Below are 11,969 nucleotides of genomic sequence, written 5' to 3'. Positions count from 1 at the left end.
GCCGATGACCGCCCTGCCGAAGAGACCACCATGCCGATCCGCCACTGTATCGTCCACCTGATCGACAAGAAGCCCGACGGCTCGCCCGCGGTGCTGCACGCCCGGGACAGCGAACTGGGCGAATCCCAGGCCATGGAAAACCTCCTGGCCGACCTCAACCAGAGCTACAACGCCAAGCAGGGCAAGGCCTGGGGCCTGTTCCACGAGGAGTCCGGCGCCTATCCATTCAGCGGCTGGCTGAAGCAGTACCTGGACGCCGAGCAGGACTTCACCGCCTTCAGCCGCCAGGCCGTCGAGCATTTGCAGAAGCTGATGGAGGAATCCAACCTCTCCACCGGCGGCCACGTGCTCTTCGCCCACTACCAGCAGGGCATGACCGACTACCTGGCGATCGCCCTGCTGCACCATAGCGAAGGGGTGACGGTGACCGACGCGCTGGACGTGGCGCCGGCCAAGCACCTCGACCTGGGCCAGTTGCACCTGGCGGCGCGGGTCAACCTGTCCGAGTGGCGCAACAACAAGCAGTCCAAGCAGTACATCTCCTTCATCCGCGGCAAGAACGGCAAGAAGGTCTCGGATTATTTCCGCGACTTCATCGGTTGCCAGGAAGGCGTGGACGCGCCGAGCGAGACCCGCACCCTGCTCAAGGCCTTCAGCGATTTCGTCGAGAGCGAAGACCTGCCCGAGGAGCAGGCCCGGGAGAAGACCAATACGCTGGTCGGCTATGCCACCAGCCAGGCCAGGATGGGCGAGCCGATCACCCTGGACGAACTGTCCGGGCTGATCGACGAGGACCGGCCGAAGGCCTTCTACGACCACATCCGCAACAAGGATTACGGCCTGTCCCCGGAAATCCCGCCGGACAAGCGCACCCTTAGCCAATTCCAGCGTTTCACCGGCCGCGCCGAAGGCCTGTCGATCAGCTTCGAGTCGCACCTGCTGGGCTCGAAGATCGAATACGACGAGGCGCGGGACATGCTGATCATCCGCCAGGTGCCGACCCAGCTGCGCGACCAGCTCAAGCGCCGCAAGGACTGAGATGAAGAAGATCCTGCTGGTCCTGGCGGCGCTGGTGATCTGGCAGCACTGGGGTCGCGTCGAGCCGCTGCTGGGCCTGGGGCCGGCACCGGCGGTGGCACGCCACGGCCAGGTGATCCTTTACGGCACCGCCTGGTGCGGCTACTGCGCCAAGACCCGCGCGTTCCTCGCCGAGCGCGGGATTCCCTACCTCGACCTGGACATCGAGGCCTCCGCCGAGGCCCGCCGTGGCTACGAAGCGCTGGGCGGCAACGGCGTGCCCCTGGTGGACGTCAAGGGCACCCTGGTCAGGGGCTACAACCCCGACGCCATCCTCGCCGCCTACTGACCGGGCGCCGGCCGGGCCTCAGCGCGCCTCCAGGCGGAAGCCCAGCACCGGGAAATGCACGTGGACCACCCCGGCCCTGGGGTCCTCGCGACGCAGGATCAGGTCCTCGTGACCGGCATACAGCAACTCGCCTTCCACCGGATCGACCCCGTAGTCGGTCGCGGCGATCGCCACCCGCTGGCCGATTCTCACACCTTCTGGCTCGCGACCCGGTTCGTCCGGCAAGGCCGCCGGCTGCGCGGCGTGGGCGATCTCCAGGGCCTCGGCGGCACCCAGCTCGCTCGGCGCGCCATGCCCGAAGCCGAGCACCCGGCCCAGCCAGGCCGCCACCGCCGGGTAATCGTCCACCAGCGGCGCGGTGACCGGCGTGCCCTTGAGGAACCACAGGCAGTGGGCCAGTGAGAAATCGGCGATGCTCGGCTCGCCGAACAGGAAGTCGCCCGCGCCCTGGGCCAGTTGCCGCTCCAGCCGGGTCATCAGAGTCGGCCAGTCGCGGCGCGCCACTTCCGCCGGCAGGCGCGTGGCGCTGCCGCCGCTGAACAGCGCGGCGCGGTCGGCGATGAAGGCCTCGACGGCCGCCGGCGGCAGCCGGGCGAAACGCAGCGCCGCCGATTCGGGCTGGAACACCAGGCTCACCGCGTACTGGAAGATCGTACTGTCGACCCACTGGGCGAAACTCGCCACGGCGAAGGCGCGGTCCCGGGGGAACAGGCTCGGCGTGGCCTTTTCCGCTTCCAGCCGGCGGGCGATCAGCGCGGTGTCGCAATAGACGTCGGCGCCCACCTGCAACACCGGGGTCTTGCGGTAGCCGCCGGTGAGGGCGACCAGGTCCGGCTTGGGCATCATCGCGGGGATGGTCACCGAGCGCCAGGAGAGCTGCTTGAAGCCCAGCAACAGCCGGGCTTTCTCGGCGAAGGGCGAGGTCGGGTAGTGGTGCAGGATCAACTCGTGCATGACGGCTCCGCGAAAACGGGAAGGGACCGGCAGCTTACCCCTCGCCGGAGCGGCGCACACCGGCTCACGCGGATGGCGTGTCATCCACGCGCTGGATGATGGGGCTGGGGCCCAGCAGGCGCTCCTTGGCGCGCTTGGGCAGGCGCTTGATCGCCCGCTCCCGGCGCAGGGCCGCGCCCTTGTCGGCGCAGGCCTCGACGTGCACCAGGGCGACCGCCGGGCTGGAGTGGAAGAAACGCGCGCCCTTGCCGCTGCAGTGCTGGCCGAAGCGTCGCCGCGGGTCGTCGCTGATCCCGCAGTAGAGCGCACCGTTGGCCGCGCGCACCAGGTAGACGAACCAGGGCTTGGGCGCTGGCGCCGAGGGCCCGGCGTCGCGCGCGCCGTCGCCGGCGGCCGGTCTCTCCGCGCCGCCATCGTCTGGCGCCTCCCGGCCACGGCCCAGGCATGCTGCTTCGTCCATCACCCTCGCCTCGCCTCCGCCCGCGCTGAATGTGCGGCGAGCTTAGGCACTCCGCCGCCGCGCGACAACCATCGACGGGCTGGAGGAAAAGCCGCCAGCGAGCCCTGGCGCTCCCCGTAACGGCGCCAATTCCTATACAAAAATATTGACCCGTACAGCTTTACACCTATCATGCATAAGACTTGTACAGCTTTTGAGACCTGTACAAGCCACGCTCGCCACTCGGGTATCCGCCATGTCCGCCACCGAACCCCTCGCCAAGCCCCGCATCGGTATCAGTGCCTGCCTGCTGGGCGCCGAAGTGCGCTACAACGGCGGACACAAGCGATCGTCGCTGTGCAACGACAGCCTGGGCCGCTACCTGGAATTCGTGCCGCTCTGCCCGGAGGTTGCGATCGGCCTGGGCACGCCACGGGAGCCGATCCGCCTGGTCGGCGATCCCCGGGCGCCCCGCGCGGTCGGCAGCCGGCACCCGCAGCATGACGTCACCGAGGCCCTCGCCGCCTACGGCGAACGCATGGCGGGCGAACTGGACGACCTTTGCGGCTACATCTTCATGCAGCGCTCGCCGTCCTGCGGAGTCGAGCGGGTCAAGGTCTACCAGGACAACGGCTACCCGGCCGAAGGCGGCGCCAGCGGCATCTTCGCCCAGGCCTTCCGCGCGCGCCACCCCGAGCTCCCGGTGGAAGAGGATGGCCGCCTCAACGACCCGGTGCTGCGGGAGAACTTCCTCACCCGGGTGTTCGCCTACGCCGACTGGCGGCGCCTCTGCGGCGCCGGCCTGAGCCGCCAGGCGATCCTCGATTTCCACGCCCGCCACAAGTACCTGCTGATGGCCAACGATCCCCTGGCCTACAAACGCCTCGGCCACCTCCTCGGCGACATCGGCCGCCACGACCCGGCGGAATTCGGCCCGGCGTACTTCCGTCGGTTGATGGACGCCCTGCGCCATTGCGCCACCCGCGGCACCCACAGCAACGTGTTGCAGCACCTGAGCGGCTACCTGAAACGCGCGCTCGGCGCCGACGACCGCCGCGAGATGCAGGCGCTGATCGATCAGTACCGCGAGGGCATCGTGCCGCTGGTGGTGCCGCTGACCCTGCTCAAGCACCACTTCCGCCAGCATCCCCATGCCTACGTGGCGCGTCAGGTCTACCTGCAGCCGCACCCCGAAGCCCTGTCCCTGCGCAACGCGATCTGACCATGAGCGAACCCCTGGAACCCGCCGCCGACGAACTCCGCCACGCGCTCGCCGAGGGCTGGCTGCCGATCCGCGAGGTGGCCCGGCGCACCGGCGTCAACCCGGTGACCCTGCGCGCCTGGGAGCGCCGCTACGGCCTGATCGTGCCGCAGCGCACGCCCAAGGGCCATCGGCTGTATGGCGAGGCGCAGGTCGCCCGCATCCAGGCCATCCTCGCCTGGCTCAACCGCGGCGTGGCGGTCGGCCAGGTCAGGGACCTGCTGGATACCCACGATCAGCCCCGCGAGGCGCCCGTCGGCCTGTGGGAGACGCAGCGGCACACCCTGGTGGAGGCCATCGAAGCCCTGGCCGAGCGCCGCCTCGACGAGGCAATCAACCGCGCCATGGCGCTGTATCCGGCGGTCACCCTGTGCGAGCGCCTGCTGCTTCCGTTGCTGGAGGACCTCGAGCGGCGCTGGCAGGCGCGCTTCGGTGCCCAGGCGCAGCGGGTGTTCTTCCACGGCTGGCTGCGCAGCAAACTGGGCGCGCGGCTGTATCACCACAACCAGCAGCAGGGCGGCCGTCCGCTGTTGCTGGCGAACCTCTCGGAGCGGCCGCTGGAGCCCGGCCTGTGGCTGAGCGCCTGGCTGCTGTCCTGCGCCGGGTGCCCGGTGCGGGTATTCGACTGGCCGCTGCCCACCGCCGAGCTGATCTTCGCGGTGGAGCGCATCGCCCCGCGGGCGCTGCTGCTCTACTCCAGCCAGGCGCTGGACGGACCGCGTCTGCAGCGGCAATTGACCAAGCTCAGTGCCAGCCTGGGCATTCCACTGGTCCTGGCCGGGCCGGTGGCGCACATCCATGGCGCGCGCCTGGCCGATGTCGCCGGCCTGGCGCTGGCGATCGATCCGCCGGCCGCCCTGCGCCACCTGCAGGACGCCGGCCTGCTCGACAACACCGCGGAGCCTTGAGATGACGCAACTGGTCTGGCTGCGCAGCGACCTGCGGGTCGCCGACAACCCGGCACTCTGCGCCGCCATGGGCGCGGGCCCGACCCTCGCCCTGTTCCTGGTCACGCCCGGCCAATGGCGCGCGCACGACGAAGCGCCGGCCAAGGTGGACTTCCGCCTGCGCACCCTGGCCGCGTTGGCCGGGGATCTGGCCGCCCTCGGCGTGCCGCTGCTGGTGCGCATCCTGGATACCTGGGCGGAGGTGCCGGCGACCCTCGCCGCGCTGTGCCGCGAACGGCAGGTGCGCGCGGTGCAGGTCAACGACGAATACGGGGCGGACGAACGGCGGCGCGACCAGGCCGTGGACGCGGCGCTGGCCGACGAGGGCGTGGCCTTCCAGCGCCACCTCGACCAGACCTTCTTCCCACCGGGCAGTGTGCTGACCCGTGGCGGCGGCTACTTCCAGGTGTTCGGCCAGTTCCGCAAGGTGTGCCGGCAGCGCTTGCACAGCGCCCTGCCGGCCTGCCTGGCGACGCCCGAGGCGCAGGCGCCGTTGCCCCTGGCCGGCGAGACGCCGCCGATCGCCCTCCCCGGCTTCGAGGTTTCGCCCGCCATCCAGGCGCTGTGGCCGGCCGGCGAAGGGGTGGCCCGGGAGCGCCTGCGCTCGTTCGTCGAGGAGGACCTCGGCGACTATCACCTGCACCGCGACCTGCCCGCCCGCGCCGGCACCAGCGGGCTGTCCGCCTACCTCGCGGTGGGCGCGCTCTCGCCGCGGCAATGCCTGCACGGGGCGCTGTCGGCCAACCAAGGCGAGTTCGACAGCGGTCGCCCCGGCGCGGTGACCTGGATCGACGAGTTGCTCTGGCGCGAATTCTATCGGCACGTGCTGGCGGGGTACCCGCGGGTCTCGATGCACCGTGCGTTCCGCCGCGAGACCGAGGCACTGCCCTGGCGCCAGGCGCCGGACGAATTGCTCGCCTGGCAACGCGGGCTGACCGGTTTTCCGCTGATCGATGCGGCGATGCGGCAACTGCTGGCCACCGGCTGGATGCATAACCGGTTGCGCATGGTGGCGGCGATGTTCCTCAGCAAGAACCTGCTGATCGATTGGCGCGAGGGCGAGCGTTTCTTCATGGCCCACCTGATCGACGGCGACCTCGCCTCGAACAATGGCGGCTGGCAGTGGAGCGCTTCCACCGGCACCGATTCGGTCCCCTATTTCCGCCTGTTCAATCCCCTGAGCCAGTCGCGGCGCTTCGACCCCCAGGGGCGCTTCATCCGGCAGTGGTTGCCGGAATTGGCCGGCTGTCGCGACATCCACCAACCCAGCGTGGAAGACCGGCGCATCGCCGGCTATCCGCCGCCGCTGGTCGACCTCGGCGAGAGTCGGGCGCGGGCGCTGGCGGCTTTCCGCGACCTGCCGCGCCCCGGCTGACCAGCGCGCGGACATAAAAAAGCCGGGCAAGCCCGGCTTTTTCATGCACCCGTCGATCAGATCGAGTGGCTGTAGAACAGCGCGTAGGACTCGATGCCGTCGTTGGGCTCTTTGATCCCGGCGTTGGAGTAGTGGGTGGCACGCAGGCCGACCCGCTGGGTGTCGCCGAACTTCAGGCCGAACCCGATGCGGTCTTCGAAGTTGAAGGAGGAACCCAGGTTCTTGTCGCCGACACGGGTGGCGGAGAACGCCGACACGCCGATACCGGCCTCGATGAACGGCTTGACGTTGTCACCGGCGAATTCGTAGACGAACACCGGGGCGAACGACAGGGAGTGCTCGCCACCCGCTTGCTCGCCGCCTTCCCAATAGGTGTACCCCAGGTCCCAGTAGCCGGTCACATGACCGACGGAGGACTGCAACCAGCTCTGATCCCAGTCGAAACCGACACCCAGGCGATAGGTCATGTCGCCCTGCCCGGTCACGCCCACGGCCCCGCTCAACTCCGCCGCCTGGGCGGTGAGCACGCTGCCCGAAGCGATCAACGCTGCCACGGCCAAAGAGATGAGTTTTTTCATCGTAAGCATCCTTTATGTATGTTTTTTCTTACATCTGGCTAAAACCTGCCAACACAGACACACGATACGTGAAAGTGTTCAGGTTAGTTAATACCCTCGATCGTCGAAGGGTTCCAACTCAAGGGTTTCCGCCCACAATCGTTGCAGTACGTTCCGTAGAGCGGGGAGATCGCCGCTACTCCACATGCGTGTCGGGCGTGCCGGCCCCTCGGCCTGCAGATCGCGCTCGGCGAGCAGCGCGGCGAGGCGCCGGGCCACCGCGGCCCCGGTGTCCACCAGGCTGATGTCCGCCGGGATCAGCGCCCGCAACAGGGGCTTGAGGAACGGGTAGTGGGTGCAGCCGAGGATCAGCGTATCGCAGCCCTCGGCCAGCAGCGGCCGCACGTAACCGTCCAGCAACGCGCGGGTGACGGGGCCGTCCAGGTCGCCGCGCTCCACCTGCTCCACCAGCCCCGGGCAGGGTTGGGTGACCACTCGCACATCGTGGGCGAAACGATCCAGCAAGGCGGCGAAACGCGCGCTCTGCAGCGTGCCGGTGGTGGCCAGCACCCCGACCACGCCGCTGCGGGTAGCGGCCGCGGCGGGCTTGACCGCCGGCTCCATGCCGACGATCGGCCAGTCCGGATAGCGCGCGCGCAGGTCCGCCACCGCCGCCATGGTCGCCGTGTTGCAGGCCAGCACCAGCGCCTTGGCGCCGCGTTCGCGGAGGAATTCGGCTACGCGCCGACAGCGCGCGCGGATGAACTCCGGGCTCTTCTCGCCGTAGGGAATGTGGCCGCAGTCGCCGACGTAGAACAGGCTTTCCCGCGGCAGCGCCCGGCGGATCTCCGCCAGCACCGAGAGCCCGCCGACCCCCGAGTCGAAGACGCCGATCGGCGCTTCACTGGGCATGGGGGCCACAGACCGGGCAGGCGGGATCGCGGCGGACCTTCAATTCGCGGAAGCGGCTGGCGAAGGCATCCACCAACAGCAGGCGACCGACCAGGGGGTCGCCGAAGCCGGCCAGCAGCTTCAGGGCTTCCAGGGCTTGCAGGCTGCCGACCAGCCCCACCAAGGGACCGGCCACGCCGGCCTCGCTGCAGGTGAGCGCGTCTTCGCCGCCCTGGCCGTACAGGCAATGGTAGCAGGGGCTGTCAGCGCGGCGCGGGTCGAACACCGACACCTGGCCTTCGAGGCGGATCGCCGCCCCGCTGACCAGCGGCACCCGGGCGGCCACGCAGGCGGCGTTGACCGCCTCGCGGGTGGCGAAGTTGTCCGAGCAATCCAGCACCAGGTCCACGGCGGCCACCGCTGCGGCGAGGGCATGGCCCTCCAGCGCGCGACGATGGAGGGTCAGGCGCAGCGCCGGCGCCAGGGCGCCCAGGCGGGCGGCGGCGGACTCCACCTTGGCCTGGCCGAGCGCGGACATGTCGTGGAGCACCTGGCGTTGCAGGTTGCTCAGGTCGACCTGGTCGAAGTCGGCCAGGTGCAGTTCGCCGACGCCGGCGGCGGCCAGGTACAACGCCACCGGCGAGCCGAGCCCGCCGAGGCCGACGATCAGCGCGCGAGCGGCCTTGAGCCGCAGTTGGCCCTGGATGTCGATCTGCGGCAGGAGGATCTGCCGGCTGTAGCGCAGCAGTTCGTCGTCAGCGAGCATCGCGCGGGCGCCCACTCGACCGGCTCATGGCCATTGGCCGAGGCTGATGCGTTCGTGGCCGCCCAGGTCGCGGCGGCTCTGCACGCCGGCGAAGCCCCTCGCGGACAGCAGCTCGCGCACCGCGGCGGCCTGGTCGTAGCCGTGTTCGATGAGCAGCCAGCCGCCGGCGTCCAGGTGCTCCGGCGCGGCCTCGACGATCCGGCGGATGTCGTCCAGCCCATCGGGGCCGGCCACCAGGGCGCTGAGGGGTTCGAAACGCACGTCGCCCTCGCCCAAGTGGCGGTCGCCGGCGGCGAGGTAGGGAGGATTGCTGACGATCAGCGCGAAACGTTCGCCCTCCAGGGCGGAGAACCAATGGCTTTCGCGGAAGGCGGCGTTGTCCAGGCGCAGGCGCTGGCGATTGCGCTCGGCCAGGGCCACGGCGTCGGCCACCCGGTCGACCCCCAGCAGGCTCCAAGCCGGTCGCTCGCTGGCCAGGGCCAAGGCGATGGCGCCGCTGCCGCTGCCCAGGTCGAGCACCCGCGCGGCGCCGGCGGGCAGGCACTCCAGGGCGGCTTCCACCAGCAACTCGGTATCCGCCCGCGGAATCAGGGTATGCGGCGCGACCTCCAGGTCGAGGCTCCAGAAGCCTTGGCGGCCGAGGATATAGGCCACCGGTTCGCCGCCGCGGCGGCGCTCCAGGGCGGCGGCGAACGCGGTCGCCACTTCGCGGGTGGCGATGCGCTCCGGCCAGGTGTGCAGGTAGCTGCGCGGCTTGCCCAGCGCGGCCGCGAGCAGCAGCTCGGCGTCCAGGCGGGCGGTCGGAGAGTCCGGCAGGTGGGCGTTCGACAGCAGAGAACCCAGGGTCGACATGTCAGTCTCCCAACGCGGCCAGTTGATCGGCCTGGAATTCCAGCAGCAGCGGTTCGATCACCTGCTCCACCGCGCCGCCGATCACCTCGTTGAGGGAATACAGGGTCAGGTTGATCCGATGGTCGGTGACCCGGCCCTGGGGAAAGTTGTAGGTGCGGATGCGCTCGGAGCGGTCCCCCGAGCCCACCAGCAGCTTGCGGGTGTCGGAGATTTCCTTGTGCGCGGCGGCGTCCTGCTGGTCTTGCAGCTTGGCCGCCAGCCAGGCCATGGCCTTGGCGCGGTTCTTGTGTTGCGAGCGCTCCTCCTGGCACTCCACCACGATGCCGGTGGGCAGGTGGGTGATGCGGATCGCCGAGTCGGTCTTGTTCACGTGCTGGCCGCCGGCGCCCGAGGAACGGTAGGTGTCGACCCGCAGGTCGGCCGGGTTGATCTCGATGGCGGCCTGTTCGTCCGGCTCCGGCAGCACCGCCACGGTGCAGGCGGAGGTGTGGATACGGCCTTGGGACTCGGTTTCCGGCACCCGTTGCACACGGTGCGCGCCGGACTCGAACTTCAGCTTGGCGTAGACGTTGTCGCCCTCCACCCGGGCGATGACTTCCTTGTAGCCGCCGTGCTCGCCGAGGCTTTCGGAAAGGATTTCCACCCGCCAGCCCTGGCGTTCGGCGTAGCGCGAGTACATGCGGAACAGGTCGCCGGAAAAGATCGCCGCCTCGTCGCCGCCGGTGCCGGCGCGCACTTCGAGGAACACGTTGCGGCCGTCGTTGGGGTCCCTCGGCAGCAGCATGCGTTGCAGCCGGGCTTCCAGGCCGGCCAGCCGTTCGCGGGCATCGGCGACTTCTTCCTCGGCCATTTCGCGCAGGTCCGGGTCGCTGTCCTTGAGCAGCGCCTGGGCGCCCTCGAGGTCGGCCTGCACCTTGCGGAACTCGCGGAACGCCCGGGCCACCGGCTCGACGTCGGCGTATTCCTTGGAATAGGCGCGAAACCGGCCCTGGTCGGCGATCACTTCGGCGTCGCCGAGCAAGGCGGTGAGCTCTTCGTAGCGTTCCTGCAGGGTGTCCAGCTTATCGATCAGCGAGGCTTTCATGGCTTGTCCGGCGGCGAACCCTCGTCGAGGGCGAACAGCTCCTGGGCCACGGCCAGCGCTTCGAAACGCCCGGCCGCGGAAATTTTCTTCAGCTTCACGCTCGGCGCGTGAAGCAATTTGTTGGTCAGGCCACGCGCCAGTTGCGCCAGTACGTCCTCGGCGGCCGCGCCGTTGGCCAGCAGCCGCTGGGCCCGCGCCAGCTCCTCGTCGCGCAGGCGCTCGGCCTGCTGCCGGTAGGACTTGAGCACATCCACCGCCGCCAGCTCGCGCAGGCGCAGCATGAATTCGTCGGCGCCGACGCTGACCAGCTCTTCCGCCGCCTGGGCGGCGCCCTGCCGGCTCTTGAGGTTTTCCGCGACCACCTCGTGCAGGTCGTCGACGGTGTAGAGGTAAACGTCGTCCAGCGCGCCGACTTCCGGCTCGATGTCGCGCGGCACGGCGATATCGACCATGAACATCGGCTTGTGCTTGCGCAGCTTCAGGGCCCGCTCCACCGCGCCCTTGCCGAGGATCGGCAACTGGCTGGCGGTGGAGCTGATGACGATGTCGCTGTGGGCCAGTTCCTGGGGGATGTCGGCCAGCAGCACCGCATGGGCGCCGAACTGCTCGGCCAGCAGGCTGGCGCGTTCGAGGGTCCGGTTGGCCACCACGATGCGCTTGATGCCCTGCTCGTGGAGATGCCGGGCCACCAGGGTGATGGTCTCGCCCGCGCCGATCAGCAGCGCCTGGCTGCGGTGCAGGTCGGCGAAGATCTGCTTGGCCAGGCTCACCGCGGCGAAGGCCACCGACACCGGGTTCTCGCCGATGGCGGTATCGGTGCGCACGCTCTTGGCGGTGCTGAAGGTGGCCTGGAACAGTCGGCCCAGCAGCGGCCCCACGGTGCCGGCCTCGCGGGCGACGGCATAGGCCGACTTCATCTGGCCGAGGATCTGCGGTTCGCCGAGGACCATGGAGTCCAGACCCGAGGCGACCCGCATCATGTGGCGCACGGCCGCGTCCTCGCTGTGCACGTAGGCACAGGCGCGCAGCTCGTCGTGATCGAGGTGGTGATAATCGGCTAGCCAGCGCAGCACGTCGTCGGCGGCCAGCTCGTCCTGCTCCAGGTACAGCTCGCTTCGGTTGCAGGTGGAGAGGATCGCGGCCTCGCGGCTGGGCGTCAGCCGGCACACCTGCTGCAACGCCTCGACCAATTGCTCGGGGGTAAATGCCACGCGCTCGCGAACGTCCACCGAAGCGGTCTTGTGGTTGATACCGAGAGCGAGAAAGGCCATTCAGGATCGCTGGGTAGACGGGAAACGCGCAATTGTCCTACGTCGCCCGGTGGAGAACAACCACTTGCCTTTGTTGTCCCGATAGACAACTCACCGACACGCCGCGCCCGCCGAACGGCATCCGCCACCCCGGAGAAGGCCCGAAGCCCTGCGGTCTGCCCTTTCTCCAACGGCTTGTGTCATGATGATCCCCACCGCAGGTTAGT

The 11,969-nt window shown here is 69.4% G+C and carries 13 protein-coding genes; 5 read left to right on the top strand and 8 right to left on the bottom strand.

The genetic code is table 11. The features are described 5' to 3' along the window. The first annotated feature begins 30 nt into the window (after nucleotides 1-30). Nucleotides 31-1,038, top strand: coding sequence for a nucleoid-associated protein YejK (yejK, locus tag OGL92_RS15705; protein WP_263145127.1), 1,008 nt, complete (start codon nucleotides 31-33; stop codon nucleotides 1,036-1,038). 1 nt (nucleotide 1,039) lies between these two features. Then, nucleotides 1,040-1,366 carry a glutaredoxin family protein gene (locus OGL92_RS15700; protein WP_263145125.1) on the top strand — a complete coding sequence of 109 codons (327 nt, stop codon included), beginning with the start codon at nucleotides 1,040-1,042 and terminating at the stop codon, nucleotides 1,364-1,366. A gap of 18 nt (nucleotides 1,367-1,384) precedes the next feature. On the opposite strand, the gene OGL92_RS15695 is transcribed toward OGL92_RS15700, so the two are convergent. Further along, nucleotides 1,385-2,320 carry a glutathione S-transferase family protein gene (locus OGL92_RS15695; RefSeq protein ID WP_263145122.1) on the bottom strand — a complete coding sequence of 312 codons (936 nt, stop codon included), beginning with the start codon at nucleotides 2,318-2,320 and terminating at the stop codon, nucleotides 1,385-1,387. Nucleotides 2,321-2,384: 64 nt separating this feature from the next. Then, nucleotides 2,385-2,648: a GIY-YIG nuclease family protein gene (locus OGL92_RS15690; RefSeq protein WP_263145266.1), complete on the bottom strand. Its 264-nt coding sequence runs from the start codon at nucleotides 2,646-2,648 to the stop codon at nucleotides 2,385-2,387. A 367-nt stretch (nucleotides 2,649-3,015) separates the two neighbouring features. On the opposite strand from OGL92_RS15690, the gene OGL92_RS15685 reads away from it, so the two are divergent. Genes OGL92_RS15685 through phrB form a run of 3 tightly spaced genes read left to right on the top strand, consistent with a single transcriptional unit; the run spans nucleotide 3,016 to nucleotide 6,342 of the window. After that, on the top strand, nucleotides 3,016-3,981 hold the full coding sequence (locus OGL92_RS15685; RefSeq protein ID WP_263145119.1) for a DUF523 and DUF1722 domain-containing protein: 966 nt from the start codon (nucleotides 3,016-3,018) through the stop codon (nucleotides 3,979-3,981). A gap of 2 nt (nucleotides 3,982-3,983) precedes the next feature. After that, nucleotides 3,984-4,928, top strand: coding sequence for a MerR family transcriptional regulator (locus tag OGL92_RS15680; protein WP_263145117.1), 945 nt, complete (start codon nucleotides 3,984-3,986; stop codon nucleotides 4,926-4,928). A gap of 1 nt (nucleotide 4,929) precedes the next feature. Continuing rightward, the gene (phrB, locus tag OGL92_RS15675; protein WP_263145114.1) at nucleotides 4,930-6,342 is read left to right on the top strand and encodes a deoxyribodipyrimidine photo-lyase; all 1,413 of its coding nucleotides are present in this window, start codon (nucleotides 4,930-4,932) and stop codon (nucleotides 6,340-6,342) included. 56 nt (nucleotides 6,343-6,398) lie between these two features. On the opposite strand, the gene OGL92_RS15670 is transcribed toward phrB, so the two are convergent. The 6 genes from OGL92_RS15670 to hemA all read right to left on the bottom strand — a co-directional run bounded on the left by OGL92_RS15670 (nucleotide 6,399) and on the right by hemA (nucleotide 11,763). Then, the gene (locus tag OGL92_RS15670; RefSeq protein WP_263145112.1) at nucleotides 6,399-6,920 is read right to left on the bottom strand and encodes an acyloxyacyl hydrolase; all 522 of its coding nucleotides are present in this window, start codon (nucleotides 6,918-6,920) and stop codon (nucleotides 6,399-6,401) included. An 87-nt stretch (nucleotides 6,921-7,007) separates the two neighbouring features. Then, nucleotides 7,008-7,811 carry a glutamate racemase gene (gene murI, locus OGL92_RS15665; protein WP_263145110.1) on the bottom strand — a complete coding sequence of 268 codons (804 nt, stop codon included), beginning with the start codon at nucleotides 7,809-7,811 and terminating at the stop codon, nucleotides 7,008-7,010. Beyond that, nucleotides 7,801-8,556: a molybdopterin-synthase adenylyltransferase MoeB gene (locus OGL92_RS15660; protein WP_263145108.1), complete on the bottom strand. Its 756-nt coding sequence runs from the start codon at nucleotides 8,554-8,556 to the stop codon at nucleotides 7,801-7,803. Before OGL92_RS15660 ends, murI begins: the two co-directional genes overlap by 11 nt. A gap of 24 nt (nucleotides 8,557-8,580) precedes the next feature. Then, nucleotides 8,581-9,408 carry a peptide chain release factor N(5)-glutamine methyltransferase gene (prmC, locus tag OGL92_RS15655; RefSeq protein WP_263145105.1) on the bottom strand — a complete coding sequence of 276 codons (828 nt, stop codon included), beginning with the start codon at nucleotides 9,406-9,408 and terminating at the stop codon, nucleotides 8,581-8,583. A 1-nt stretch (nucleotide 9,409) separates the two neighbouring features. Then, on the bottom strand, nucleotides 9,410-10,492 hold the full coding sequence (gene prfA / locus OGL92_RS15650; RefSeq protein ID WP_263145104.1) for a peptide chain release factor 1: 1,083 nt from the start codon (nucleotides 10,490-10,492) through the stop codon (nucleotides 9,410-9,412). Then, a complete protein-coding gene (gene hemA / locus OGL92_RS15645) occupies nucleotides 10,489-11,763 on the bottom strand; it encodes a glutamyl-tRNA reductase (RefSeq protein ID WP_263145103.1) in 1,275 nt (424 codons plus the stop codon). The genes prfA and hemA overlap by 4 nt, the downstream gene beginning before the upstream one ends. Nucleotides 11,764-11,969: the final 206 nt, after the last annotated feature.

The organism is Pseudomonas sp. RIT-PI-AD (genome assembly GCF_025642785.1).
Classification (GTDB): domain Bacteria; phylum Pseudomonadota; class Gammaproteobacteria; order Pseudomonadales; family Pseudomonadaceae; genus Pseudomonas_T.
Note: the sequence above shows the minus strand (reverse complement) of the source record. Positions and strands in the feature narration are given on the sequence as shown.

Coding starts and splice junctions, on each gene's coding strand:
- yejK (WP_263145127.1), top strand. CDS start 31: ATGCCGATCCGCCACTGTATCGTCCACCTGATCGACAAGAAGCCCGAC.
- OGL92_RS15700 (WP_263145125.1), top strand. CDS start 1,040: ATGAAGAAGATCCTGCTGGTCCTGGCGGCGCTGGTGATCTGGCAGCAC.
- OGL92_RS15695 (WP_263145122.1), bottom strand. CDS start 2,320: ATGCACGAGTTGATCCTGCACCACTACCCGACCTCGCCCTTCGCCGAG.
- OGL92_RS15685 (WP_263145119.1), top strand. CDS start 3,016: ATGTCCGCCACCGAACCCCTCGCCAAGCCCCGCATCGGTATCAGTGCC.
- OGL92_RS15680 (WP_263145117.1), top strand. CDS start 3,984: ATGAGCGAACCCCTGGAACCCGCCGCCGACGAACTCCGCCACGCGCTC.
- phrB (WP_263145114.1), top strand. CDS start 4,930: ATGACGCAACTGGTCTGGCTGCGCAGCGACCTGCGGGTCGCCGACAAC.
- OGL92_RS15670 (WP_263145112.1), bottom strand. CDS start 6,920: ATGAAAAAACTCATCTCTTTGGCCGTGGCAGCGTTGATCGCTTCGGGC.
- murI (WP_263145110.1), bottom strand. CDS start 7,811: ATGCCCAGTGAAGCGCCGATCGGCGTCTTCGACTCGGGGGTCGGCGGG.
- OGL92_RS15660 (WP_263145108.1), bottom strand. CDS start 8,556: ATGCTCGCTGACGACGAACTGCTGCGCTACAGCCGGCAGATCCTCCTG.
- prmC (WP_263145105.1), bottom strand. CDS start 9,408: ATGTCGACCCTGGGTTCTCTGCTGTCGAACGCCCACCTGCCGGACTCT.
- prfA (WP_263145104.1), bottom strand. CDS start 10,492: ATGAAAGCCTCGCTGATCGATAAGCTGGACACCCTGCAGGAACGCTAC.
- hemA (WP_263145103.1), bottom strand. CDS start 11,763: ATGGCCTTTCTCGCTCTCGGTATCAACCACAAGACCGCTTCGGTGGAC.